This is a genomic window from Brachyspira aalborgi (assembly GCF_008016455.1).
In the GTDB taxonomy this organism is placed as follows: Bacteria; Spirochaetota; Brachyspiria; order Brachyspirales; family Brachyspiraceae; genus Brachyspira; species Brachyspira aalborgi.
In genome coordinates this window covers 1,673,189-1,700,058 of record NZ_SAXU01000001.1, presented here as the reverse complement: position 1 = coordinate 1,700,058, position 26,870 = coordinate 1,673,189, and the positions used below count along the sequence as shown (strand labels likewise).

The following is a 26,870-nucleotide window of genomic DNA, read 5'->3' as shown; positions in this document are numbered from 1 at the left end:
ACTCCTTAATAAATAAATTTTTTATAAGTATTTTATTACTACCATAAATAATACTATGTATAGTATAAAATATCAATAGTTAAAATTCGAAAAATAATAATAAAACTTTTTTATTATAACTAAAATTTATTTCAACAAATTAATTTTTTTAGTTTTATGATATAATAATAAAAATTAACTTTTAATTAAAAGAGAAAATATGAACAAAAATAAAAAATATAATTATATTAATCAAAAGCCTTTAACCGAAGAGCTTTATAAAGAAGAATTAGAAGCTTTAAAAAAAATTGACAATAACAGCAAACCTAAAAATTGGGTTTTATCTCCTCAAGCGGTTAGAGATTTTATATTAGGTAAAGAGCTTGAAAATATAACCATAAAAAGAAAATTCTACGGAGACGATGCATTAGTAGAAAGAGCTATAATTACGCTTTCAAGCAATAGAGGATTAATGCTTGTCGGAGAACCTGGAACTGCAAAAACAATGTTAAGCGAATTATTATCCGCGGCGATTAGCGGAACAAGTTCTATAACGATTCAAGGAACCGCGGGAACAAACGAAGATAATATAAAATATTCTTGGAATTATGCAATTTTATTTGCCAAAGGTCCCGTTAATGAGGCTTTAGTTCCTTCGCCCGTTTATATAGGAATGGAAAAAGGATTAATAACTAGATTTGAAGAGATTACAAGATGCCCTTTAGAAATTCAAGATTCTTTAATAAGTATTTTAAGCGATAAAATTTTAAATATTCCCGAGCAGAATTCTATACTTTTTGCAAAAGCGGGATTTAATATAATAGCTACGGCAAATACGAGAGATAAAGGCATAAACGAAATGAGCAGCGCCTTAAAAAGAAGATTTAATTTTGAAACTGTTGAACCCGTAAAAAATCCTAAAATTGAAGCGGAAATTATAAAAAATCAATGTGAGAGTTTATTTGAACTTGCCGATATAGATATGTCGGTTGAGGACGATGTAGTTGAAGTTTTATCTACAACTTTTAACGAATTAAGAAACGGCAGAAGTTTAGAAAATGCAAAAATACAGGAATTAAATTCAATAGTTAGCACGGCGGAAGCGGTTTCGGTTTATTATCAATCGGCGCTTTATTCTTATTATTATGGAAATAAAAAAATAGAAATGTCTACTTTATTGTCGAATTTAATTGGAAGCGTAGCTAAAGAAAATAAAGAAGATTTGCCGAAATTAAAAAATTATTTTAATAATTCTATTAAAGCAAAAGCGGAAAAATTAGGAAAAAGGTGGAAAGAATATTATGAAAGTAGGAATTTAATTAAATAATTTTAAAAATATTTTAATTATTAATACTTGAAAATAAACGATATATATTATACAATATTGTAAAAGGAGTGATTAATATGTCTGAACTTAATGTAAAAAGCGCCGATGGAATAAATGAATTTGGCAAACAATACAGAGTTTTACTTGTGGACGACTCTGCATTTGTAGTTAAACAATTACAACAAATTTTTATTTCCGAAAATTATAAAGTTGTCGGAACGGCGGAAAATGGAGAAGAGGGCGTTTCTATGTATAAAGAGCATAAACCCGATTTGGTGACTCTCGATATTACTATGCCCAAAATGGATGGAATTACTGCATTAACAAAAATAATTGAATTCGACAAAGAAGCAAAAGTCGTTATGGTTAGCGCTTTGGGTAAAGAGGATATGGTGAAAAAAGCTCTTTTAGCTGGAGCAAAAAATTATATAACAAAACCTTTAGACAGAAAAAAAGTTCTTGAAAGAATAAGAATGGTTTTGGAAAAAAAATAAAAAATATTTATAATATTTAATTTATTAAAATATTATAATTCTATATCTTCTTTAATTAGGAATTATTATTTTGAATGCTTTAGAATTAAAAAGAGAAGAGTTTAATCTTTTTGAAGACTTTGTATATAGGGAAAGCGGAATTCGTTTTAATGTTATAAACGAAATTATTTTAAAATCGCATATTTTCTCTTCAATGAAAGAAAAAGGAATTGAAGAAGTTTACGATTATTATAAATTAGTTTCTTCAAATAAAGATTGTCTTGAAGAATTTTTAGAAAGCATAACTACAAATTTAACAAAATTTTTCAGAACGCAATCGGATTTTAATTTGTTAAAAGAATTTGTTTTGCCAAAACTCTTAAAATCTAAAAGAAAATCGGAGCAGATAAGAATTTGGTGCGCGGGTTGTTCTACGGGCGAAGAAGCTTATTCTATAGCTATAACTTGTTTAGAAACTCCAAATATTAAAGCAGAAAATATAAAAATATTTGCAACCGATTTATCTACTCATTCTATTATCGAAGCAAAAGAAGGAAAATATAATTCTGATAAAATAGAATGCATTAATAGAAGATATTTAAAAAAGTATTTTGATAAAACTTCCGCAAATATTTATTCCGTAAAAAGCGTAGTAAAAGATTTAATAACTTTCGATTACCATAATTTAATGCATAAAAGTCCGCATTATAATATAGATATTATTTTTTGCAGAAATGTTTTAATATATTTCGATAGCGAATCGGTTAAATTGACTGTTAACAGATTTTATGATATATTAAATAGAAACGGATTTTTATTTATCGGGCATACCGAATCTTTATTTGGACTCGACACTAAATTTAAATCCGCTAATATAAATAATTCAATAGTATATACGAAACAATAGGAGTTTTAAATGTTTAAAAAAAATGACTCTTTAGAATCAAATTCAATTATAGGAGAAGGTTCTTATTTTAAGGGAGAATTTACCTTAAAAGGAACTTTGAGAGTAGAAGGCTGTTATGAAGGCGATAAATTGGAAGTCGATAATGTTATTATTGGGCAGACGGGAAAAGTTAAATCAAATATAAAATCAATCGCCGCCGTTATAGAGGGAATAGTCGTTGGAAATATAGAAGCGTCAAGCAGAGTTATGCTTATGCCGACAAGCAGAGTATTGGGAGAGATAAGAACGCCCGAGCTTATAATACAAAACGGAGTTATGCTTGAAGGTTTATGCGTTATAGCGCCTAATCCGCAAACTAACCCTAAAGAAACTATATTATCTTTATATAATTCAAATAATGAAAATTCTAATTTGGAAACAAATTAATTTTTAAATAAAGAGTAAATATGCCTTATTTTTATAATGTTGAGAAAAAAATCGGAGCTAATATCGTAATACTTACTTTAATTGGTATTATAAGTTTTTCAGTTTGCATATATTTATTTATTTCAAATTATATACAGAAAAAAAGACTCAAATCAATTTACGATTATATGCTTGTTAAAGATTATGATAACGCTTCTTTTGTATTTAAAGATATGCATAATAAAAATCCGCTTGATAAAAATATATTAATGACGGGAATAGATTTATATTACGATGTAATAATAAACGGCATAAACGAAAATATAATAATTTCTTCATGCGAAAATATTATAAAATATGCGAGGCAGATTCTTATAACGGGAAAATTCTTAAAAAATAAATACAATATATATCAAAGACTTGCATTTAGCTATCAAAAACTTGGAAGTTCTTATTATGAGGATTCTTACGATTCTTATATTAAAGCTTTGGAGAATGGAGATAATAGAGTTTCTACGGTAATAGAGCTTTCTAAAGTATGCTATAATATAGGTTTGTATAAAGAAGCTATAAATTATTTGGAGAATATAATAAAAAATCAAAATATTACAAATATAGAATTATATTACGAGCTTGCAAACGCCTATGAAGGAAATAAAGATTATACAAAATCTATACAGACTTTATCGTATATTACCGATAAATTTAACGGGAATATAGATATTGAATTAAAAACTTATTTCAAATTAGGAAATTTATATTTCAGGCAAGGATTATATAAAGAAAGCGAATTTTTTTATAAAAAGGCTTTGGAAATGGATGACAAAAATCCTAATCTATATTATAGTATAGGAATATTATATAGACAGAATAAAAGACGAAACGAAGCTATTAATATGTTTAGAGAAGCTTTGAAAATAGATAATTCGTATAAACCCGCAATAGATGCGTTAAGAAGATTATAAATGGGAGATTGTAAAGAATATGATGAATTTTGTATATAATATGTTTTCAAGCGATATGGGAATCGATTTAGGAACGGCAAATACTTTGGTTTATATTAAAGGAGAAGGAATAGTATTAGCCGAACCTTCCGTTGTCGCCGTTGAAAAAAGCACGGGAAATGTTATCGCCGTAGGAATCGAAGCTAAAAAAATGCTTGGTAAAGTTCCTGGCTCAATTGCAGCTATAAGACCTATGCGTGACGGAGTTATTGCCGATTTTGAAACGGTTGAAAAAATGATTAGATATTTTATTAATAAAGTGCATAATAAAAAGACTTTGGTTAAACCGAGAATAGCTATTGGAATTCCTACGGGAATTACCGAAGTTGAAAGAAGAGCGGTTAGAGAAAGTTGCGAGCAAGCTGGAGCGAGAACAATATTTCTTTTAGAGCAATCGAGAGCCGCGGCTATAGGAGCGGGAATGCCAATTAATGAACCTAACGGAAATATGATAGTTGAAATTGGCGGAGGAACTACGGAAATTGCCGTTTTGTCTTTGGGTAGTATGGTTAAAAGCGCTTCTATAAGAGTTGGAGGAGACGAGCTTGACGAAGCTATAGTAAAATCTATGTTAAAAACTCATAACCTTTATATAGGAGAGAGAACTGCAGAAGAGATTAAAATAAATATAGGAAACGCATTTAAGGGCGATATTTCAAAAACTATGGATATTAAAGGGCGAGATTCGGTTTCGGGGCTTCCTAAAACTTTAACTATAAACAGCGCCGAAGTAAAAGATTCTATAAACGATATATTAGTTGAAATAGTCGAAGCGATAAAATCCGTTCTTAATCAAATTCCTCCCGAAATTTCAGCCGATATAGTAGAAAGAGGAATAGTTATGAGCGGAGGAACTTCTTTATTGCATGGATTTACCGATTTAGTAGCCGAAGAAACGGGAGTTCCCGTAATATTGGCGGAAAATCCTTTAACTTGCGTAGCAATTGGATGCGGAAAATTTATTGAAGAGACAAAAAATTTAAAGAATTATAGACGATATTCTTAAAAATGAACGCCATTATAAAACATAAACTTCTTATTATATATATAGCGCTAAATCTTATAGCGGGAATGTTAATGGTTCTTAATAGGAGCAATTTTGTATTTAATTTCCGTTCTATTTATTCGCTTGGAATTTATCCTATTCAAAGCGCTACAAAAAGTATTTCAAAAGCTTTTGTTTATATTTATACGAGCATTAACGATATATTTACTTTGCAAAATCAAATTCAAAATTTGAGAGATAGAATAGCGGAATTAAGCGGAACGGCTTTAGAATACGAACAGTTAAGCAGAGAAAACGAAAGATTAAGAGCTTTATTAAATGAAATTCCAACAGATAATTATCCACTTGAATACGCTGAAATAGTTTCAAAGGACCCTCAAAATTTCTATAATACTATAGTTATAAATAAAGGAAGCGCAAACGGAATAGTAGTCGGAATGCCCGTAATATCTTATAAAGACGGTTATAAAGCTTTAGTAGGAAGAGTCGTAGATGTGAGAAGATATAATAGCAGAGTTTTATCTTTAATAGACCAGCGTTCGCAAATATCTGTAATGCTTGAAAGTTCGAGAGCTACGGGAATAATGACGGGACAAAATCCAAAATCAACTCAAACTCATTTGCAATATATAGATTTGCAACTTGATGTAGAAGAAGGCGACAGAGTAATTACAAGCGGAATGGGAGGAGTTTTTCCAAGAGGAATTTTAGTAGGAACTATTTTTAAAGTTGAAAAGAAAAGCTACGGATTATTTCATGATTTATATGTAGAGCCTGCGGTAAATTTTTCCACTTTAGAAAATGTATATATTATCAAAAAAATTCCCGATAAAGATGTATTAAATCTTGCAAATGAAGAAGAGGATGAAGATTCGGAGGCTTTAAAATGAAAAGAGCTATATCTGTAGTATTAACTTCTTTGCTTTTGCTTTTAATTCAATCTTCGCCCGCTTACGATTTAATAAGAATATCTTTAGGAGCGAAGCCCGATTTATTATTAATATTTTTAGCTTTTCTATCTTTTAAATACGGTTCTTTTAACGGAGTAATTTACGGTTTTATTATAGGTTTGATGCAAGATGTTGTTTCAAATTCAACTTTCGGCTCTTACGCTATAATATTTTTGAATATAGGTTTCTTTTTAGGTTTTTTCAATAGTAGAATTTTTGTAAGGCAGATTACGGCGGGAATATTTATAACTTTAGTCGGATATTTAATAAAAATCATAGGATTATTTTTAGTAATTTCTATATATTCCGATTTGTCTAATGTCGCAGTTTTAATAAGAAGCGAATTATTTATAGGACTTCCATTAACGGTTATATTGTCGTCTCCAATGTTTTTAATTTTCTATAAAATATCTTATTTGCTTTACGATAAAAATAAAATTCATGTAGAAGATAACGCTAAAAATTATGAAGAATAAAATTAATAATCGAATAATAATTTATTTAAAAAATAAAAATAAAATTTAATCTAAATAAAAATTAATTTCTTTCGGCTTTTAAACTCAATCTCAAATTATCTATAAACTCTTCTTCGTTCATAACCATATTTTCAGGAAGTCCTTTTTGCATCTCTTCTAAAAATATTGAAGGCAAGCATTCTACTTTTTTACCCATTCTTGTTCTGCTTAAACAATGAGTTAAAGTTAAATGCTTTTTCGCTCTCGTCATAGCAACATAACATAATCTCCTCTCTTCTTCAATTTCTTTTTCAGATACGCTTTTATGATGCGGAAGTATTCCGTCTTCCATTCCCGCTATATAAACATAAGGAAATTCCAAACCCTTTGCAGAATGAATGCTCATAAGCATGATTCCTTTTTTCTTTTCTTCTTCGTTATTTTCTTCCATGCTCATTAATAATATTCTGTCTAAATAATTTTTTAAAGTGGCGTTTTTATTTCCTCTTTCGTATTCGGCTATTCCATTCATTAAAGATTCTATATTTTCAATTTTCTTGTTTCCTTGTTCTCTCGTGTCGCTTGAGTTTAAAACTTCGTTATGATAGGCAATTTCGTCTAAAAATTTATTTATATTATCATAAAGTTTAGGTTTTTCAAGAGCGTTTTTATCTACGGTAAAAATATTATTATACCTTTCTATAATCTCTAAAAAATCTTTTATTCCCGTTTTTGCTCTTGGCGGAATATCGTCTATATTATTATAATTAAGTAAAGTTTGATAAAGCGATTCTCCATTTTTTACGCTTATTTCATTTAAATTATTTATCGCTGTAGCGCCGATTCCTCTTTTGGGAATATTTATGACTCTTAAAAGCGAAACTTCATCTTCGGGATTAACGAATAAATTAAGATAAGCCAAAATATCTTTTATTTCTTTTCTTTCGTAAAATTGAAAAGCGCCTACAACAGTATAAGGCAAACCTCTTAATCTAAAAGCTTCTTCAAAAAGTCTCGATTGAGCGTTCATTCTAAATAAGACTGCAAAATTTTCGTAATTTAATTTTTTTGTTATAGAATAATTTATTATAGATTCTGCAATAAATTTAGCTTCTTCCCTCTCGTCTTCGCAAGATATTATACCTGGGGGAATTCCATCCTCGCCTTCTGCCGTAACTTTTTTATCTTTTCTTTGAGTATTATTGCTTATAACCGCATGCGCCGCTTCAAGTATAGCTTTAGTGCTTCTATAATTTTTAGTAAGAGTTATTATTTTAGCGTCTTTATATTCGTTTTCAAAAGATAGAATATTTGAAATTTCCGCTCCTCTAAAACCGTAAATACTTTGGTCATCGTCTCCAACAACCGCGATATTTTTGTATTTTGAAGCAAGCAAACTTGTTAATTTGTATTGAGCTAAATTCGTATCCTGATATTCGTCTATCATTATATATTTAAATCTTTCTTGATACTTATCTAAAACTTCTGGAAATTCTATAAATAAATCTATCGTTAAATTAATCAAATCGTTAAAATCTAAAGCGTTATAACCTTTAAGATAATGTTGATAAATTTCGTAAACTCTCTTTGCAATTTTCTCCAAATCGTCATGCGGTTCTACTTCGTTAGGCTTTATTAAATTATTTTTATATTTATCAATATACCAAGCAAATAAATTTTCGTCATAATTTAGAGTATTTACTTTTATCTCTCTTAAAATACTTCTTATTAAAGTTCTGCTGTCGGAAGAAGAATAAATTGTAAAATTATTTTTATAACCTAATTTATTTATTTCCGCTTTTAATACTCTTAAACAAAAAGAATGAAATGTGCTTATAATAAGCCCTTTAGGTTTTTCTTTTAAGAGTAAAACTATTCTCTCTCGCATTTCCGCAGCCGCTTTATTCGTAAAAGTTACGGCAAGTATATTGTTTGGATAGATTCCTTTTTTTATTAAATACGCTATCCTTTCGGTTATTACTCTTGTTTTTCCGCTTCCAGCTCCAGCAAGCGCAAGTAAAGGACCGTCTATATGCTCTATAGCCTCTTTCTGTTCTTTATTTGGTAATAATGACATAAATTAAATAACCTTATATTTTTAAAAAGTTATTATATACTAATTTTACGAAAAATAAACCGATTAAAAAATATCGTTTTTGCTATTAAATTTTTTTAATTTTTTTGTTAAATACGCTTGACATTTATTTTTAAAAATGTTATAATTTCGTTTATGAAAGTAAATGGTAATAATATAAACAATAAATTCTGCAGCAGCTCAGCTCAGCTCAGCTCAGCTCAGCTCAGCTCAGTATCACTTTAAACTTTTTTCAAGTTTATGTTTACTTATTAATTATAAAAACTATTATATTTATTTTGAGTTCATATTTGATAAAATCGTTTATTCAATTAAATGTTTTTATTCATATTTTTATATACAAAATATTTTTGGGAAAAATAAAAACAAGTATCACTATATGATACTAGTTATATGTTATAATATAATAAATTTAAAAACGCCATAGACAAGGCGAAGGAGTAAAATATGTCAGAACAAGTTTATTGTAAATACTGCAGAATCTCGTATTCGAGTATAAGCACTTTAACCTCACGCTCATGTTCTAAAAACCCAAATGGTAAATATCATATTCCGCTTTGATAGGTTTTGAGGATTAAGTAGGTAGATAAAAATAAATAATTTTTGCCTGCCTAATAATAAATAATAAAAATTAAGGAAGTTAATTTATATGATAGTTGATATATTAGAATTAAATTTATTAAAAAATCTAATTGAAAATAGACAAGAAATATACGAAAGATTAGCGCCGAAAGTAAATATAGTTGATATTTTAGGCTATAAAGATTTAGAAGTTTCAAATAGCAAATTACTATATTATATTTTTAGCGCTTATTTCAAATATTACGATAAAGAAATAAATTTTGCAAAAGATTTTTCTTTGTATATCGTTGGCAATGAATATAAAGATAAAATTAAAGATGCAAAATTTGAAAATGTATATAGAGAATTCCAAACTAAAGACGGTAGAAGAATTGACATATTAATAGTATTCGATAAATTTGAAATAATAATTGAAAATAAAATAAATGCGAGCGACCAAGAAAATCAATTATTAGATTATTATAACGATAGATATAACGGAGAAAAAGATATATTTTTAGTTTATTTAACAAGAGGCGGTTATGAAGCGTCCGAATATAGCATCGAAAAAGAAACAAAAGAAGAATTAAAAGATAAAATATATTATTTATCTCATGGCGATATAGCAAAATGGATTGAAAACGATATTTTAAATAAATACGAGTTTTTGAAATTTGATAAAAAATATCAATCTATTTATTCGGCTTTAATTCAAATAAGAGATAATGAAAGAATTATAACTAATCCAAACGAGGAGAACAACATGGAAAAAGAAGAAATAAAAAAATTTTTTGAAAGAGAAGATAATAATTATTTTGGTTTATTAAATAATAATGAATTAAAAGATAATTTTGAAGCTTTAGATAACTGCCATAATTTGTTATTAAAGGCGGCGGAAGTAATTGAAAATAAAAAAGGAGATATTGTATTGAAAGATAAAAAAGTATTGAACGAAATTGATTTTTCGGAAAAAGTTTCAAAATATATTAGAGAGAATATGAAAGATTTAATATCTAATAATAACGAATTATTTAAATTTAAGTCTAATGAGGAAATAAAATCTAATTTTCTTCAAAATTATAAATCTAATGAAAATATAGAAATGTTTTTAATTAAAAATCCAAATAATCCTTGTAAATCCGTGAAGATTTCTTTAAATCAATTAATATATCCTACGGAAGAATATAAAAAGTCATTATATTTTGGAGTTTGGATACATTATTATCAGAATAAAGAAATATTAAATAAAGTAAAAGAAATTATAGAGGAAAAATTCGGTAAGAATTTTGAAGAATATAATAAATTAGAAATTTATGATTGGGTTTCGCCTTATATTAGATATATAGATACTGCAGAAGAACCCAAAAATATAGGACAAGAAATAATTGATTTGTATAATTTATTAAAAGAAAAAATAACACAATAAAAAAATTATTAAAAGTAAAACAAGGAGAAATAAAATGATTAGTTGGATTATATTATCAATACTATATATATTACCATTAATTTTTATAGCCAGACTTAATATAAGTTTAACAAGTAAAATTTTCATTTTTGCTATAATTGATTTTATATTTTATAGGATTACTAATAGGCGTAATGGCTATAATTCATCAGAACTGATAGAAAAGTTAGCGCGTATATTAATTTATTTATCAATATTTTTGCCAATAGCTTACGGTTCTTATTACTTAATATTTATATTTAATAGTAATAAAAATGGCAAAATATTTGGCATAATTTCATTATCTATAAGTTCAATTATTATTTTATACTTTCTTATATCTTTTATTAAAAAAATTAAAGACTTTGCTAAAGAAATAATAATGATTAAACAGGAAGAAAAAAGAAAAAGAAAAATAGAAAAAATAATAAATAACTTTGGAGAACTTATAAAAGGGTTAGAAAATGATGAAGCAATTGCATTATTAGAAATTGAAATTCCCAAATTACAAGAAGGAGAAACTAAAGAAATCTATAAAAAAGGTTTGTCGAAATTACACGAGGAAAAGCGTAAAGAAGAGGAAAGATTAAAAAGAAAACAAGAAAGAAATCACCTCCTTAATGAAGCCGCTGATGAAGTAGAATATAATATAGAAAATAATCGTTTTATAGAAACTAATATTCCTCTTATTGCAGAGGAAGGCTGTTTTGAAATTTTTGATAATATAGAAGTGTATGAATATAAAACAAGATATGGGGCAACAAATTATGAAAAAGTTGGCGAAGGAAAACTATATATAACTAATAAAAAATTATATTTTATATCGGATATTAACGCTTTCCCTTTAGTATGGCTTAATAATATTATGGATGTAAATTGGTATTTTTTAGAAGATGAAAATAAATTTCAATTAAAAATAACAAGAGATGGAAATGCAATTTTTTTAGAAAGTTATAACGAAGTGGATATTTTTAAAATGTATTATTATATTAAAACTATAATGAAGAATAAATAATTTCGTTATTTTTGAAAAAGTCGAGGAGAAATAAATTTTAGAAAAATCTTAATTATCATAAAGTAAAAGTATGTAAACTAGGCAGATTATTATTTGTCTAGTTTATTTTTATACGAAGGCAAATATTATTGGGTTGAAATTTTTTATATAATAAAGTTTTTAATTAATAATCATAAATAAAAAATATATATTTATTACAAAATTTTATTATGCATAATTGTATTTAAGATATTGACATTTTATATTAATAATGTTATAATTTTTATCAAGTCTATTGCGGGAATAACTCAGTTGGTAGAGTTTCTGCTTGCCATGCAGACTGTCGCGGGTTCGAGTCCCGTTTCCCGCTCATTTATGCCCAAATAGATTTAATTCTGTTTGGGTTTTTTAATTATATATTTTAATTTTTATAAAGGTTGTATAAATGGATATTAAAGATTTACAATTTGAAACTTCAAAAGACGAAAAGGATTTAACCACTCTTAAAGCTTCCGTTTCAAAAGAGGCTTACGATAAAGAATTGCAAAAGCAAATAGAATATTATAAGCCGAAGGTTAATATTAAAGGTTTTAGAATCGGACATGCTCCTAACGATATAGTATATTCGAGATATAAGGACGCTTTACAAGGAGCTACAAATGAAATTCTTATAGAAGAAGTTTGGAATACTTATAGCGAAGAGAAAAATGCAAAATCGCTTGGCACTCCAAAACTTTCAAATATGGAAAATAAAGAAGACGGACTTTATTTAACTTACGAATATTACGCTATACCAGAATTTGATTTGCCCGATTTAGCTTCAATAACTGTTGAAAAAGACAAATACGAAGTTGACGATAGTTCAGTTGAAAACGCTTATAAATTGTCTTTGAAAAGATTCGCTCAATATAAAGAAAGCGATTTTAAATCCGAGACGGGAGATAAAATTTTTATTAAAATAGAATTTGACGATGATAAATATAAAAAATATAATAAAGAATTAACCGTTATCGCAAAAGATGGAGAAAATGAAAGCGTATTTTCAAAAAATTCTGTCGGCGTAAAAAAAGGCGATAAAAAATTAATTACAACTTATATTGACGAAAGAGAAGCCACATTAATAATGGAAATATTAAAAGTGGAAAAGCCCGACACTAAAGACGATTCTAAAGAAGAAGACAAAAATAAAGTAAAAGAATCTTTGAAAGAGCATTTAATAAAGAGAGCCGAAGAGAGAGCAAATTATAATCTTGTAAATAAAACTTTATTCGATAAATTGCTCGAAACGGTAAATATGGAAATTCCTAAAGGCTATTACGAAGAAGAATTAAAAAGAGCTTTAGACGATTTTGAAAAATCAATTTTAAATAACGGAATGAGCAAAACTGAATTTTTAATTTCAATAGCAAAAACCGAAGAAGAAATAAAAAAAGAATACGAAGCGAATGTAAAAAAACAAATAATTTTTGATTTGATAATGGCTAAACTTGCGGATACTTATAAAGATTCTATAACTATTAACGAAGATAAAGTTAAAGAGTATGCTAATAAAATGTATCAATATCAAAGTTATTTAGGACTCGCTAAAAGACCAAAAGAAGAACAGCAAAATATAATAAATTATATAATGCGTGACGCTCAAAACCGCGCGACATCCGAAGCGATTTTAGAATATGTTAAAGAGCATGTTCAAATAAACGAAAAAGATTCTGAAAAATTTATTCCCGATGAAAGCGATATTTGGGCGGGATATTAAATTTATTAAAAATTAAATAACAAAAATAAGGAAAATTAAAAATGGATAAATTAAATAAAGTCGATAAAAAATATATTGAAAAAAGCTATATGACTATACCTTATGTTATAGAGCAAACAAGCAAAGGCGAGCGTTCATACGATATATATTCTCGTTTATTAAAAGATAGAATAATATTTTTGGGCGGAGAGATAAACGATGATGTGGCAAATGTCGTTATAGCTCAATTATTATTTTTGGAATCTGCCGACCCTGAAAAAGATATTTCGCTTTATATAAATAGTCCTGGAGGAGTCGTAACGGCTGCGCTTGGAATGTATGACACTATGCAATATGTTAAGCCCGATGTTTCCACTTTATGCGTTGGACAGGCTGCATCCGCTGGAGCTTTGCTTTTAACGGGAGGCGCAAAAGGAAAAAGATTCGCGACTGTAAACTCAAGAATTATGATTCATCAGCCTTCGGGAGGCTCAAGAGGTATGGTTAGCGATATGGAAATTCAACTTAAAGAAACGATAAGATTAAAAAGCATATTAAATAATATTATGGCAAATCATACGGGACAAGATATTAAAAAACTTGAAGCAGATATGGATAGAGATTATTTTATGAGTTCAGAGGAAGCGAGAGATTACGGAATAATAGATAAAGTTTTTTCAAGCAGAGAAGAAAGTAAATAAAGAGATAAAAATAAATGTCTAAAAAAAGTAATGAAAAAAAAGATGTATGCGCTTTATGCGGAAGGCAGTTAAACGAATTAAGCAGATATATAGAAGGAAACGAAGGATTTTTATGTTCCGACTGTTCGGCTATAGCAAACGATTATTTTAACGCTCATCTTAAAAGTAGAAAAGAAGTTAAATACTATATTAAAGTTTTGCCTCCTAAAGAGATAAAAGCCTTATTAGACCAATATGTTATAGGGCAGGATTACGCTAAAAAAGTTTTGTCCGTTTCGGTTTATAATCATTATAAAAGAATAACTCAAAATAATGACGATAAAAACGATGTCGAATTAGAAAAATCAAATGTTCTTTTAATCGGACCTACGGGAAGCGGTAAAACTCTTCTTGCAAGAACTTTAGCTAAAGCTTTAAATGTGCCTTTTGCAATTGCAGATGCTACAACCGTGACAGAAGCGGGATATGTCGGAGACGATGTTGAAAATATTTTATTAAGACTTATACAAAATGCAAACGGCGATATAAAATTAGCCGAAAAAGGAATAATATATATTGACGAAATAGATAAAATTTCACGCAAAGGAGAATCGCGCTCAATTACAAGAGATGTTTCGGGCGAAGGAGTTCAGCAGGCTTTACTTAAAATAATTGAAGGAACTATTTCAAGCGTGCCTCCTCAAGGCGGAAGAAAACATCCTCATCAAAATAATTTGGAAATAGACACTTCAAATATTTTATTTATTTGCGGCGGAGCTTTTATAGATATAGAAAAATCTATTGCAGAAAGAACTTCAAAAAAAGGATTAGGATTTGCAGCCGAAGTTAATTCTATGGATAATTTGAATTATGACGAGATAATGAAAAATATAACGACTGAAGATTTGGTTAAATACGGAATAATACCCGAACTTATAGGAAGGCTTCCCGTTATAGCGACTTTGGAAGAGCTTAAAGAAGACGAATTATTAAGAATACTTAAAGAGCCAAAAAATTCTCTAACTAAACAATATAAAAAATTATTTGAATACGACAATATAAAATTAAATATAGAAGATTCTGTTTTAAAAATAATAGTTAAAAAAGCTATGGAAGAAAAAACGGGAGCGAGAGGTTTGAGAGCTTTATTTGAAAGAGTAATGCTTGACGCTATGTATGATTTGCCTTCTTCTGAAAATAAAAATTTTGAGTTAACCGAAGAGTATGTTAATAAATATATTTTTTAATCAATCGTTATATAATCAAATATTTGATTTATTTTATTAAGAATTATATCCGCGCCTTTTTCTAATAATTCTTCTTTATTGTAGCTATTTGTTATAGCCGCTATTTTTATTCCTGTTTTTTTCGCGCCTTCCACTCCTGCTAAACTATCTTCAAATATTAAAACATTTTCTTTATTGAGATTTGGGCTTAAATTTTTTAAAATTTCAAAAGCGTTTATAAATAAATCTGGCTCTGGTTTCGCTTTTAATTTTTCATTATGGCAGGAATAACCTTTAATATATTTCGATATTCCTTTTTTGTCTGAAATATTTTTAACATAATCAAAGTCGCTATTTGAAGCGATAACCATATTTATATTTTTTGATTTTAATCTTTCAAGAGTTTCCATAACGCCGTCAAAAGTTTCTAAATCGGTTTCTATAATTTTGTGAAAATATTTCGCAGTTTCTTCAAAAAAATTGTCGGGAATATAATGATTTTTAATTAAAATATTATACATATCTTGAGTTTGATAGCCAGCCATAGATTCAAAATCTACATTTTGAAGGACATTCATTTTATTTGCCGTAAAAATTAAAGATTTTGTATAGAGAGTTTCGCTGTCAACCAATGTGCCGTCAAAATCAAATATGGCAGAATCTAATTTTATTTTATTCATAATCAAAACCTAAATTAAAGCTTTTTAAAATTTATTTGATAATAAATTTTATATATGATACAATAAGAAAAATTAAATTTCAATTAGTGAGAATACAATGAAAGTTATAATTGCAAAAGATTCTAATAAAGTAGGAATGAAAGTTGCTGCGGAAATAATTAATTTATTGAAAGTAAAAAAAGACGCCGTTTTGGGACTTGCAACGGGTGGAACTGCGGAAGCGGTTTATCCTCATTTAATAAAATCTTATAATAAAAAAGAAATAGATTTTAAAAAAGTAAAGACAATTAATTTGGACGAATATAAAGGGCTTGACGGAAAAAACGAGCAGAGCTATAGATATTTTATGGATAAAAATCTTTTTGAGCATGTTAATATAGAAAAGAAAAATACTTTTGTGCCGAAAGGAATCGGAGATAAAGAAAAAAATCTTAAAGAGTTTAACGATAAAATAAATAAAAATCCGAGAGATTTGCAATTGCTTGGAGTCGGAGCTAACGGACATATAGCCTTTAACGAACCAAATGATTTTTTGCATTCGGATGCTTTATGCGTAAGACTTGATAAAAAAACTATAAAAGCAAATTCAAGATATTTTAAATCGGAAAAACAAGTTCCAAAAGAGGCTTTCAGCATGGGAATGGGTGGGATATTGAAAGCTAAAAAAATTGTTATAGCCGCAATCGGAAAAAATAAAGCGTCTGCAATAAAAGAATTGCTTTCGCATGATAAAATAACTACAAAATGCCCTGTGACTTTTCTAAAATTGCATAACGATGTTACGGTAATTATAGACGAAGAAATTGCAAAAGCGATAGGTTATAAAAGTAGTAAAAAGTAAATTGTAAAATGCAAATATAGGATTTGTTAGATTAAATCTTTATTTTATTAGCATATAGAATTTTATAAAATTCAATCTAGATTAATTATAATTTAAATTTTGACAAATAAAATTATTCTGTTATAATATTTTTATGAATAAAAAACCTTTTAATGCATTAAATGATTGTTTCGTTCGGTATTTCTTTACTGATAAAGGAGGCGAAAAAGTTCTTCTTGATTTTATAAACGCCGTTATGATTAGCGCCGACATGAAAACTTTTAAAGCCGTTGAAATTCTTAATCCGTTTAATTTGAAGAAACATTATAACGATAAAGAAACTATTGTCGATGTGAAATGCATTACTAAAAACGGAACGGTTGTTATAATCGAAGTTCAATTATCGGGCAATTCAAGATTCCCCGAAAGAATACTTTATTATTGGTCTGCAAATTATAGTAAACTTTTAAAGAAAGGCGAAGAGTATGAAGACTTAACGCCTGTAATAAGTATTAATTTGCTTAATTTTAATCTTAATAAAAACGATAAAAATGTGCATAGTTGTTATATGATTTACGATACAAAAAGCGAGAGATTATTAACAGACCATTTGCAAATACATATAATAGAATTAAAAAAATTTAAATTCAAGGATAATGATTTAAAAAAGGATTTAAATTATTGGCTTGGATTTTTCACTACAAAAGATATGGAGGAATATATGTCAGAAATAGTAAAAGAAAAACCTATAATGGAAGAGGCGCATAAAAGATATAATAATTTTATTAGAAGCCGATTAATGATGTCGGAATATGAGAAAAAAGAAATCTATCAATACGATAAAGAAATAACGCTTAAAGAAGAAAGACAAGAAGGAATTAAAGAAGGAATTGAAAAACGAAATTATACCATTGCAAAATCAATGAAAAAAGAAAATATTGATATAGAAACTATTAAACGAATAACAGGCTTAACCATAAAAGAAATTGAAAAATTATAATTTATAAACCGCGTCCAAATAGATAAAAATAAATTATTATCTTCATTTAAAAAATAAAACCCCTATGCTCTTTTTGAACATAGAGGTTTTGGCTTAAATCTTTATTGTTTTATTATTTTTTGGTAATTAGCTTAAAAAGTTTATTGCCAAGCAGCAGCGGGGGTAATATTTAATATTAGCGTAGCTGAATTACCGCTTGCATCGTAAGTATATTTTATTTCACCTGATGCTGGTTTTGTTATAGTTTCATCAAATTCAAAACCACTATTTGCAGTAATGACTATAGTTGCTTTTAAAGCAGTAGTATTACCTACTTGAGCTGCATCATCAAGAGTTAATTTTACAGAAACTGGAGTTAATGGAGTTCCAAATACGGTTGTTATAGCATCTTTAACTTTTTGTAAGCTTTTATCTTCAGTTCCTGCTTTTGTTATACTAGCGCTTCCATCTTTTGGCTCAGTCATTAAGCCAAAATTTATAGCAGTAGTTTGTGTATCTCCTAATTCTCCAAGTTCTTTAAGTGTTGTTGTCAATTGGGTTGCACTTATTTTTTGAATTGTAGGATTAGTTGGCGCTTTTGTTCCGCCTTCGTCCTTGCTACAGCTTACCGACAATAACGATAAAGCCATTACCGTTATTAATAAAGATTTAAGAATGTTTTTTGTGTGTTTCATTTTGCACACTCCTTTTGAATAAAATTTTTTTATAACTAAACAGAGATTTCTCTCTGATAAGCTATCAAAGTTGAATTTGATTAAGGTTAAAAAAGTTTTAACTAAATGTAATAAATATTTTTGAAATAGAAATTTAAAATAGTTATTTAAAAGACAATTATTGCTTTGCTTTGCTTTGCTTTGCTTTGCTTTGCTTTGCTTTGCTTTGCTTTGCTTAACAAATTTACAGTATTGTTATTTATCGTAATTTTCATATCAAACTTTCCTCACCGATTTCTCGGCAAATATTTTGCAATTAAATTATACAATATTAAAAAAATTAGTCAATAATTTATTTTAAATTTTTTTTCAATATTGATTAATTTAATTTAACAATATTATAAAATATTTAAAAATTTTGTCAACTATTTATTTTAATTAATTTAATAATATTTTACAACATTTAAAAATTTTTGTCAACAAAATAATTTAAATTATTTATTAACTATTATATAATCTTTTAAAATAATGTCAATACAATTAATTTAAATATTTTTTAATTTATGAAGATTTTTAACATTGATTAAAAAATATATCAACAGTTAAAACAAAAATTTTTAAAAAATTTCGCTTCCTTCGACAATGGCGGATTTATTATTTATTTTAATTTTTAATTATGTTAAAATAAATCATTAGAATAATAAATAATAAAAATCGAATGGATAAATAATGAATGATAATTTAAAAATGGAATCCTCTATGGCTGCGGTATTTTCAAAAGAATACGACCATAATATGAGTATAGAGGAATTAAAAGAAATATTAAACGAATCTGACGAGTTTATAATTTTAGAGTTTAAAGAAATTGAAAAAAATAAATATATAAGAGAAAAATCAAAATGGGAAGTTTCTTTAAAATTACAATATTTGCCAATGGTTATGGAAACCGAAAACGCCAAAGACGAATACGATAATTCTAAAAATAATGACGAACTCAATTTTTATATCGCTTTAGTGGAAGCTTCAAGCCTCACTGAAAATTTGCCTGAAATATTTTCGGTTAATACCGTTCGCGAAAGCGATTATATAGAAGCGACAAAATGCAAATATGCAATTCATATATCGACAGTATTTAATAATTTTCCTTTAACCGATTATCAAAGACAATTAAAATTATTAAATAATATCGCAGCCGAAACTTCAATTTTTTTAGATATATCAAGTTTTACAGCGCGCTCGGGAGAATGGTTAAAATATACTTCAACTTTTTCGCTTCCGCCTTCTTTAGATTATCTTTATACGATTCATGCTATATATGACGATGATAAAAATCCCGAAAAAATCGAATATTGGTTTCATACGCATGGACTTTATAGAGTAGGATGCATTGAGCTTGAAATAATAGGAGTTGAAGATTCAAACGCGGCTTATGGAGAATTATTAAGCGCTTGCGCTAGGCTCTTTATACAAAATGGAGTTCCAAAATCAGGTTTTGTATTTAATCCCGCTTATAAAGTTAATGTTTGTTGGTTGCCTTGGGATATGGCTTTGAAAGAATTAAATATAGATAAAGATTTTTCGGGAAGTTTTAAAGATAGAGAAGATAACATTCATAATAATCCTTCGGGCGCTTTGGTTGCGGTAGATAAAAACGGAAATTATAAAACTCTTGATTATTTTAAAAAAGAACTTTCCGATAATCCCGTATTTATGTTGAGCAGTTTTGAAACGGAAATAATGAAACAAGCGGCTTTTGAAAAAATTGAATATTTTATTAACTTATTAAATAAAAATAAAGGCGATGATAAAATTTCTTTTCTTGTAAAAATGGGATACGGAGAAAATAATTCAAATAAAGATTTAGAACATTTATGGTTTGAAGTTCACAGTTTCAATGAAGACGGTTTTTTTGACGCTACTCTATTAAACGAGCCTTATAAAAATTTAGGAATGCATGAAGGAGAGAGGGGACTTCATAATATTGAAAATCTCACCGATTGGCAAATATATACGGAAGAAGCGATATTTAATCCAAAAAATATTTATTTACTTTTTTTATAAAATACCGATAATTTTTTATGTAAAAAGTCAACATTGTATATTGAATAGTATTTTTATTAATGTTATAATAAAAATGACGGATATCAGTATCGATAATATAATAAGAAGGAGTATATTTATGAAACGAATGACTTTGATTATAGCATTTATTTTTATCGCTATATCTACACTTTATCAAGGCAATAAAGGTTATGCATTTGATTTTGAAGGTATGTATTTAGCGCCTAAAATAAGTTATTATCCTGAAAATCCTGTTGGAAAAATATGGCATCATTATGCTGGAGCTGGAGTGGCTGCGGGTTTCGACCTTTTTAGATTGAAAACTTATCCTATACCGCTTAGAGTAGAGTTTGAATATATGGGAAGAGCACTTGCGACAAATGCGGATGTTACAATTCATTCGGTTATGTTTGGCGCTTATTATGATTTAAATTTATTTTATGTAAGAGCGAGCGAATTAGACACTTTAAGCACAAAGAATATTTATACTACAAAAAGACCTTTTATGTCTATATATCTTGGCTTGCATCTTGGAGCTAAAATAGGATATAATGTTACAGATAAAGGCGATATGGGACTTATACAAACTAATGTCGGAGTTTCAAGAACTACTATTTTATTTGGAGCAGGATTAGGATTTGCATGGCATGTTTATAGCTGGCTTACATTAGATTTAGGATATAGGGCGATATTAGGACCTGGATTTAGAATGGCTAATGAAGTGCTATTATCTTTTAGATTTACAAAACCTTAAATTGATATCGGAGGTTGAGTTATGTTAAAAAAAGTTTTTATTATAATTATAATCATATTGTCGTTTGTATTTTATGGTTGTTCTTCTACGCCCGATGCCCGCAATTCTACAGTATTACTTTACCTATCGCATAAGGTAGAAGGACCTATATATATTCCTAGAGCAGATTCTGGTAAAGAATACGATAAACCTGTAGATAATACTAAAGCTAGTAAAAAAGAAAAGGCTAAAGCGGATACTAGTAAAAAAGAAGATAAGACTACAGCCACAAAAACTACTAAAACAGATGCTAAAGAAGATAAAACAAAAACTGCAACCGCCAAAGCCGACACTAGCAAAACGGAAGATAAAACAAAAACTGCGACTGCAAAAGCGGATACTAGTAAAAAACAACAAGAAAAAGTTGATTCTAGTAAAAAAGAAGATAAGACTACAGCTAAAAAAACTACTAAAACGGATACTAAAGAAGATAAAAAGAAAACTGCAACCGCCAAAGCTGACACTAGCAAAACGGAAGATAAGACTAAAACTACAACTGCGACTGCAAAAGCGGATACTAGTAAAAAACAGCAAGAAAAAGTCGATTCTAGTAAAAGAAATGATATAACCTATTATACAACCAATACTTATAACGGTTATCAAACTAGAGTAACAGATGGAAGAGGAGAGATGCTTATTTTAGAAAAGCCTATAAGATTTGCTTTTGAAAAATATAATGTAACTTCCGATTATAATGAAAGTATAAAATATGTAGCCGATTATCTAAAAGAAAATACTAATGTAAGAATGGTTGTCGAAGGACATACGGACAGAGTAGGACCAAAAAAGTTTAATAAAGGACTTTCTTCAAGAAGGTCGAGAGCCGTCATTACAAAACTTACAAGAGCTGGAATTAAAAAAGATAGATTAATTTCAAGCGGAGTAGATTTTAGATATTTAGAATATAACCTTAATAGACTCAATAGAAGAGTAGAGTTTATAATAATAAGAGACGATGAAGATTTGGCTAATTATAAAGAAAAAGTCGAATAATCTTTACGGTTATTAATTAAGTTATAAGTAAAATTTAATTTCTTTTCAAAAATTCGTAGTTTAGAAAATTATATATATGCATTGTTAAAATGCGTATATATAATTTTATGCTTATAAAATTTAAAAACAAAATAATTATTTATATTCGTAATAATTCAAGGCTTGAAAAAATAAATTATATAGGTTATACTATAATTAATTATATCATAAATTATAGTCTACTCAAAATATATAAGTTTTATTTAGCGTAAAATAAGAAATTATAATACGTTTATTACAAAAGAATGGAAATAAAGATTAAATTATATGAAATGAACGATAACATTTTGCTTTTTAAAGCGCTATTGTTGAGCTTTTTAAACTTTAAAACGAATATAAGTTTGCATATACAAAAATATTTAAAAAAATATAATTAATTATATAATTTGATTGTAAAATAATACTTGATAACTGCATTGTATGGCAAAACATTAATATAAAATTTTATTCTTTAAGATATGATTTCGGCGATTATGCATAAAATAATACTTATATTAAGGATTTAAGAATATACAAAATCAAGTTGCGAAAATATATTTAACTGTAATTGAAAATTAATTTAAATAATTATTTTTTATTAGGCAAATGCTTAATTATCTGCGTGTCCAATAAAACCGCTCTGCTCAAATTATCATAGCCTAAAATTTTAGCGTAAACTTCTATATGGCTTTTAGTTTCAAGCGAAATATTTTGGCTGTATATTAAATCGGCAACTCCAACTATTTCTTTTACATTGTTATCGTAAATTAAAAGTCTCGCCTTATTTTTTGGAACGCCGTCTATATTGGTTTTTGAAATTCCGCTTACATCCGCTTTCCATTTTATAAATCCGCCTTCGTATAAATTATAATTTTTAACTACGGTTAAATAATCAGGGCTTTCTTTAAAAATATTATAATCGGGAGCTATAACAAAATTTTTTAAAACTCTAAATCTTTCTTTTAAATAATCGTTTATATCGCTTTCTAAAGCTCCGTTTATTATCATAACCGCTTCGTTTACAGATGCGCTTCTCATATTTTTCTTTGCCTTATCAAACATTTCGGCAACTTCTCTTGGCGAATATGTCGGACTTTTTGCGCTTTCGGGAATTTTTCCTTCTTCCAATCCTTCAAACAAATAAACATTTTCAAGTTTTTCTCTCAATTCTTTTTGTTCTCTATCAAGTAAAACATATTTAATCATAGGATAAACTCTATCTATAATCAAATAAGAACCTAAAGATAAAATAAAAACTATTGGAATTATAATTAAAAATTTTAAAATCGAAAATTCTTTTTTTCCTAATAAATAAGGACGAGGTTTAATTTCGTTTCCTTTGGCGTTGTTAGTTAAAAATCTTATTCTCTCTATATTGTCGGAAGCGATTTTATTGTCGGGCGATAAATCTAATATTCTAAAATATTCTCTTAAAGCGTTTTCTCTATGTCCGTTGTATAAACTAATATATCCTTTTGCTAAAGTGGCGTTAATGCAAAAACTATCTTCTCTCAAAGCCTTTCTCGATACTTCTTCCGCCGCCGAAAAATCTTTTAAAAAAATATTTGCAAAAGCAAGCATCGATAAAGCTTCTGCATTATGATTTAATTTGCTAGTATTATTTAAAAGATAATTCTTCGCTTTTTTGTATTTTTTTCTTTTAATTAATTTATAAGCGTTGGAAGATATATTATTCTTCATTATAAAATAGTCCTAATATTTTATATAATTGTTAACATAATTATCGGTATTATGATAACTTTTATTAGAGATTTTTTGAAGTCAATTTCACTTATATTAAATTAACTTTTATTAGTTAATATTTACAAAAAATAAACTTGACTTTTTTTATTAAATAATCTATAATTAAAAAATATGTTTGAAAACATTTTAATTAAAACTTTATTGAGCTTCTGCAACAATACAATACAATACAATACAATACAATACAATATTATTTTAAACTTTTTCAATTATATATATTTAATACTTCTTAAGGCATTAATAGACAACTTATTATGGAATTTTTAGAAAGGAATAAAACTTAAAATTGATAAAAATAAAATTATATTATACAATTTTTTAAATTAAACAAGTGTGGAAATTAGAATGAAATATAAAATAGCATTAACGGGTTCAACGGGAAATATGGGCGTTGAAACCTTAAGGCAGTTATCTGAAATTGACGAAATAGAAATTATAAAAGTTTTGATACGAAAAGAAAGCGTTAAAAAAGCTACAAAATTAAAAAGCAAATACAAAAATAAAATTGAAATAATCATTGGAAATATTGAAAATAAAGAAGACTGCGAAAAATTGATTAAAGACGCCGATTATATTTTTAATCTTGCAGCGATTATTCCTCCGAAATCCGATAAATTTTTAGAGTTAAATTATAAATCAAATTATTTGGGAACAAAAAATATAGTCGATACAATTTTAGAAATTGACGAAAATAAAAAATTAATTCATATATCTACTGTCGGTTTATACGGAAATAGAAACGAAAAAAATCCTTGGGCGAGAGTAGGCGACCCTTTAATAATAAGTAATTACGACCTCTATTCTTATTATAAACTTAAAGCAGAAAGATATATTTTAGAATCTTCTCTTAAAAATAGAGCGATAATAAGACAAACGGCGATGCTTCATAATAGAATGCTAACCGACAATATGAGCGATGGTTTAATGTTTCATACTTGTTATAACGCTCCTTTAGAATGGATTACCGCAAGAGATAGCGGATATTTAATGAAAAGAATAATCGAAGAAGATTTAAAAAATAAACTTGACAATTATTTTTGGCGTGGAGTCTTTAATTTGGGAAGCAAAGCGGAAAATAGAATGATAGGATACGATATTTTTAACGAAGGTTTTAAGTTAATCGGCGGAAACGCTAAAAAATATATGCAGCCAAATTGGAATGCAACTCGCAATTTTCATGGCGTTTGGTATTATGACGGCGACAAATTAGAAAAATTATTTCATTATCAAAGAGATTCTATAAACGATTATTGGAAAGAGATTGCAAAAAAGCATTGGTATTATTCGCTTGCAAAAATAGTTCCTTCAAAATTGATAAAAATTTTTTCAATTGAAAGGCTTTTACTTGATTCAAATTCTCCTCGTTATTGGTATAAAAATAAAGAATTTGGAAAAATTGTATCTGCATTTGGAAGCGTGAAAAATTATGAGAATATGCCGAAAAAATGGAGCGATTTTAATTTGCTTAAAGAAAATAAAGACTTTGAAGGAAATTATATAAATTACGAAGAGATTAAAAATATAAATAACGCTAAACTTTTAAATCATGGTTATAATGAAAATAAAAAAGATAATGAAATAAATATTGAAGATTTGAAAGAAGCGGCGGAGTTTAGAGGCGGAAAACTTTTAAGCGAAAAAATGGAAAATTTAGAAACAAAATTATTATGGGAATGTTCAGAAGGACATAAATTTGAAGCGAAACCTACAACGATAATAAAAGCGGGGCATTGGTGCGAAGAATGTTTTGAAAATCATACTTGGAGTTTCGACAAACTTGCAAAGAAAAGTCCTTTTTACGCTCAAGTTTATTATAATTCGCATGATAAAAACGAAAATATGATTTATTATTTCGATAAAGATTTTAAGGCTTGCCATAAGAAATTTTAACGAAAGAAATTTTAATAATGAAAAAATTTTAAAAATTATTAAATTTAAAAAATAAAGGTTTAATTAAATGAATAAAAAAGCGGTTATATATTGGTTTTCAGGAACGGGCAATACGGAAAAAGTTGCGAGAGAATATAAGAAAAATTTTGAAGAAAATAAAATTGAAACTCTGCTTTATAAAGTAGGCGATAATTTTGAAAATATGCCAAATCCTCAAAATTATGATTATGTGGGAATCGCTTATCCGATTCATGGATTTAACGCTCCATATCCGATTTTTGATATTATAAAATTATTTCCAAAAACTAAAAATAAAAATATATTTATAATAAAAACTTCGGGCGAGCCTTTGACTATAAATAATATTTCTTCAGAACCTTTAATTGCGAGATTAAAACCAAAAGGTTATATTTTAACAAACGAATATCATTATATTATGCCTTATAATATGATATTTAGACATACGGATGAAACTGCTTCAAAAATGTGGAAAACGGCAAAATCTTTATGTTCGATAGAAGTTAAAGAAATTTTGCAAGGAAAAAAGTATTTATTAAAAAAATTTCCTTTCGGCAGATTAATAGCTTTTATATTTAGAATCGAGCATCCCGCGATGAAAATAAACGGAAGATTATTTAAAGTAAAAAATATATGCACTCATTGTAATTTATGCGTTAAAAAATGTCCCGTAAATAATATTTATAACGATGAAAATAATAATATAAAATTCAAAAATAAATGCGTTATGTGTTCAAGTTGCGCTTTTAGATGTCCCGTTGATGCGATTAATATCGGAATACTCACGGGTTGGAAAGTAAACGGTCCTTATAAATTTGAAAATCCTCCCGTAGGATTAAAAAGCAAACATGAAAATTATTGCAAGAAAGCTTATGAAAGATATTTTGAAAGGGCGAATAATAAGATAAACGAGTTTTCAAATTAAGAAGTTGTTATAAG

The 26,870-nt window shown here is 27.6% G+C and carries 24 protein-coding genes and 1 tRNA gene; 21 read left to right on the top strand and 4 right to left on the bottom strand.

Annotated elements, in window-relative coordinates; all coding sequences use genetic code 11:
* The first annotated feature begins 199 nt into the window (after nucleotides 1-199).
* The 8 genes from EPJ79_RS07670 to mreD all read left to right on the top strand — a co-directional run bounded on the left by EPJ79_RS07670 (nucleotide 200) and on the right by mreD (nucleotide 6,527).
* Nucleotides 200-1,306, top strand: a complete 1,107-nt coding sequence (locus EPJ79_RS07670) for an ATP-binding protein (RefSeq protein WP_147526417.1) — start codon at nucleotides 200-202, stop codon at nucleotides 1,304-1,306.
* A gap of 77 nt (nucleotides 1,307-1,383) precedes the next feature.
* Nucleotides 1,384-1,800, top strand: coding sequence for a response regulator (locus EPJ79_RS07665; RefSeq protein WP_021958340.1), 417 nt, complete (start codon nucleotides 1,384-1,386; stop codon nucleotides 1,798-1,800).
* 70 nt (nucleotides 1,801-1,870) lie between these two features.
* Nucleotides 1,871-2,686, top strand: a complete 816-nt coding sequence (locus tag EPJ79_RS07660) for a CheR family methyltransferase (RefSeq protein WP_147739044.1) — start codon at nucleotides 1,871-1,873, stop codon at nucleotides 2,684-2,686.
* Nucleotides 2,687-2,695: 9 nt separating this feature from the next.
* Nucleotides 2,696-3,112, top strand: coding sequence for a bactofilin family protein (locus tag EPJ79_RS07655; protein WP_021958342.1), 417 nt, complete (start codon nucleotides 2,696-2,698; stop codon nucleotides 3,110-3,112).
* A gap of 20 nt (nucleotides 3,113-3,132) precedes the next feature.
* Nucleotides 3,133-4,056: a tetratricopeptide repeat protein gene (locus tag EPJ79_RS07650; protein ID WP_147739043.1), complete on the top strand. Its 924-nt coding sequence runs from the start codon at nucleotides 3,133-3,135 to the stop codon at nucleotides 4,054-4,056.
* Nucleotides 4,057-4,075: 19 nt separating this feature from the next.
* Nucleotides 4,076-5,101 carry a rod shape-determining protein gene (locus EPJ79_RS07645; protein ID WP_147546019.1) on the top strand — a complete coding sequence of 342 codons (1,026 nt, stop codon included), beginning with the start codon at nucleotides 4,076-4,078 and terminating at the stop codon, nucleotides 5,099-5,101.
* A gap of 2 nt (nucleotides 5,102-5,103) precedes the next feature.
* Nucleotides 5,104-5,991, top strand: a complete 888-nt coding sequence (gene mreC / locus EPJ79_RS07640) for a rod shape-determining protein MreC (RefSeq protein ID WP_147529127.1) — start codon at nucleotides 5,104-5,106, stop codon at nucleotides 5,989-5,991.
* Nucleotides 5,988-6,527, top strand: a complete 540-nt coding sequence (gene mreD / locus EPJ79_RS07635) for a rod shape-determining protein MreD (RefSeq protein ID WP_021958346.1) — start codon at nucleotides 5,988-5,990, stop codon at nucleotides 6,525-6,527. The genes mreC and mreD overlap by 4 nt, the downstream gene beginning before the upstream one ends.
* 61 nt (nucleotides 6,528-6,588) lie before the next feature.
* Here mreD and EPJ79_RS07630 read toward each other — a convergent pair whose 3' ends face one another.
* Entirely contained in the window at nucleotides 6,589-8,583 is a 1,995-nt protein-coding gene (locus EPJ79_RS07630) for an ATP-dependent helicase (protein ID WP_147739042.1), read from the bottom strand.
* 667 nt (nucleotides 8,584-9,250) lie between these two features.
* Here EPJ79_RS07630 and EPJ79_RS07625 point away from each other — a divergent pair.
* The 6 genes from EPJ79_RS07625 to clpX all read left to right on the top strand — a co-directional run bounded on the left by EPJ79_RS07625 (nucleotide 9,251) and on the right by clpX (nucleotide 15,262).
* On the top strand, nucleotides 9,251-10,588 hold the full coding sequence (locus EPJ79_RS07625) for a PD-(D/E)XK nuclease family protein (RefSeq protein ID WP_147739041.1): 1,338 nt from the start codon (nucleotides 9,251-9,253) through the stop codon (nucleotides 10,586-10,588).
* A gap of 400 nt (nucleotides 10,589-10,988) precedes the next feature.
* A complete protein-coding gene (locus EPJ79_RS07620) occupies nucleotides 10,989-11,621 on the top strand; it encodes a hypothetical protein (RefSeq protein ID WP_147739040.1) in 633 nt (210 codons plus the stop codon).
* Between the two features lie 276 nt (nucleotides 11,622-11,897).
* A tRNA-Gly gene (locus EPJ79_RS07615) sits at nucleotides 11,898-11,970 on the top strand.
* 75 nt (nucleotides 11,971-12,045) lie between these two features.
* Nucleotides 12,046-13,356: a trigger factor gene (locus tag EPJ79_RS07610; RefSeq protein WP_147739039.1), complete on the top strand. Its 1,311-nt coding sequence runs from the start codon at nucleotides 12,046-12,048 to the stop codon at nucleotides 13,354-13,356.
* A 41-nt stretch (nucleotides 13,357-13,397) separates the two neighbouring features.
* Complete coding sequence (gene clpP, locus EPJ79_RS07605; RefSeq protein WP_147739038.1) at nucleotides 13,398-14,036, top strand: ATP-dependent Clp endopeptidase proteolytic subunit ClpP; 639 nt, start codon at nucleotides 13,398-13,400, stop codon at nucleotides 14,034-14,036.
* A 14-nt stretch (nucleotides 14,037-14,050) separates the two neighbouring features.
* Nucleotides 14,051-15,262, top strand: coding sequence for an ATP-dependent Clp protease ATP-binding subunit ClpX (gene clpX / locus EPJ79_RS07600; RefSeq protein WP_147739037.1), 1,212 nt, complete (start codon nucleotides 14,051-14,053; stop codon nucleotides 15,260-15,262).
* On the opposite strand, the gene EPJ79_RS07595 is transcribed toward clpX, so the two are convergent.
* Nucleotides 15,259-15,921: an HAD family hydrolase gene (locus EPJ79_RS07595; RefSeq protein WP_147739036.1), complete on the bottom strand. Its 663-nt coding sequence runs from the start codon at nucleotides 15,919-15,921 to the stop codon at nucleotides 15,259-15,261. The genes clpX and EPJ79_RS07595 overlap by 4 nt on opposite strands.
* Nucleotides 15,922-16,018: 97 nt before the next feature.
* Between EPJ79_RS07595 and EPJ79_RS07590 the strand changes: the two genes are divergently transcribed.
* Both EPJ79_RS07590 and EPJ79_RS07585 read left to right on the top strand, forming a co-directional pair.
* Nucleotides 16,019-16,762, top strand: coding sequence for a glucosamine-6-phosphate deaminase (locus EPJ79_RS07590; RefSeq protein WP_147739035.1), 744 nt, complete (start codon nucleotides 16,019-16,021; stop codon nucleotides 16,760-16,762).
* A 133-nt stretch (nucleotides 16,763-16,895) separates the two neighbouring features.
* Nucleotides 16,896-17,741 carry an Rpn family recombination-promoting nuclease/putative transposase gene (locus EPJ79_RS07585; RefSeq protein WP_147739034.1) on the top strand — a complete coding sequence of 282 codons (846 nt, stop codon included), beginning with the start codon at nucleotides 16,896-16,898 and terminating at the stop codon, nucleotides 17,739-17,741.
* A gap of 140 nt (nucleotides 17,742-17,881) precedes the next feature.
* On the opposite strand, the gene EPJ79_RS07580 is transcribed toward EPJ79_RS07585, so the two are convergent.
* The gene (locus EPJ79_RS07580; protein WP_147739033.1) at nucleotides 17,882-18,415 is read right to left on the bottom strand and encodes a hypothetical protein; all 534 of its coding nucleotides are present in this window, start codon (nucleotides 18,413-18,415) and stop codon (nucleotides 17,882-17,884) included.
* A gap of 708 nt (nucleotides 18,416-19,123) precedes the next feature.
* On the opposite strand from EPJ79_RS07580, the gene EPJ79_RS07575 reads away from it, so the two are divergent.
* From EPJ79_RS07575 to EPJ79_RS07565, 3 genes are all read left to right on the top strand, one after another.
* Nucleotides 19,124-20,455 (top strand): DUF4026 domain-containing protein, encoded by a 1,332-nt coding sequence (locus EPJ79_RS07575; RefSeq protein WP_147739032.1) that lies wholly within the window; start codon nucleotides 19,124-19,126, stop codon nucleotides 20,453-20,455.
* A gap of 118 nt (nucleotides 20,456-20,573) precedes the next feature.
* Nucleotides 20,574-21,209, top strand: a complete 636-nt coding sequence (locus EPJ79_RS07570) for a hypothetical protein (RefSeq protein WP_147739031.1) — start codon at nucleotides 20,574-20,576, stop codon at nucleotides 21,207-21,209.
* A gap of 21 nt (nucleotides 21,210-21,230) precedes the next feature.
* Nucleotides 21,231-22,241 carry an OmpA family protein gene (locus EPJ79_RS07565; RefSeq protein ID WP_147739030.1) on the top strand — a complete coding sequence of 337 codons (1,011 nt, stop codon included), beginning with the start codon at nucleotides 21,231-21,233 and terminating at the stop codon, nucleotides 22,239-22,241.
* A gap of 606 nt (nucleotides 22,242-22,847) precedes the next feature.
* Here EPJ79_RS07565 and EPJ79_RS07560 read toward each other — a convergent pair.
* Nucleotides 22,848-23,960, bottom strand: a complete 1,113-nt coding sequence (locus EPJ79_RS07560) for a tetratricopeptide repeat protein (protein WP_147739029.1) — start codon at nucleotides 23,958-23,960, stop codon at nucleotides 22,848-22,850.
* Between the two features lie 408 nt (nucleotides 23,961-24,368).
* Between EPJ79_RS07560 and EPJ79_RS07555 the strand changes: the two genes are divergently transcribed.
* Complete coding sequence (locus EPJ79_RS07555; protein WP_147739028.1) at nucleotides 24,369-25,913, top strand: NAD-dependent epimerase/dehydratase family protein; 1,545 nt, start codon at nucleotides 24,369-24,371, stop codon at nucleotides 25,911-25,913.
* Nucleotides 25,914-25,980: 67 nt separating this feature from the next.
* Entirely contained in the window at nucleotides 25,981-26,856 is an 876-nt protein-coding gene (locus EPJ79_RS07550) for an EFR1 family ferrodoxin (protein ID WP_147739027.1), read from the top strand.
* Nucleotides 26,857-26,870: the final 14 nt, after the last annotated feature.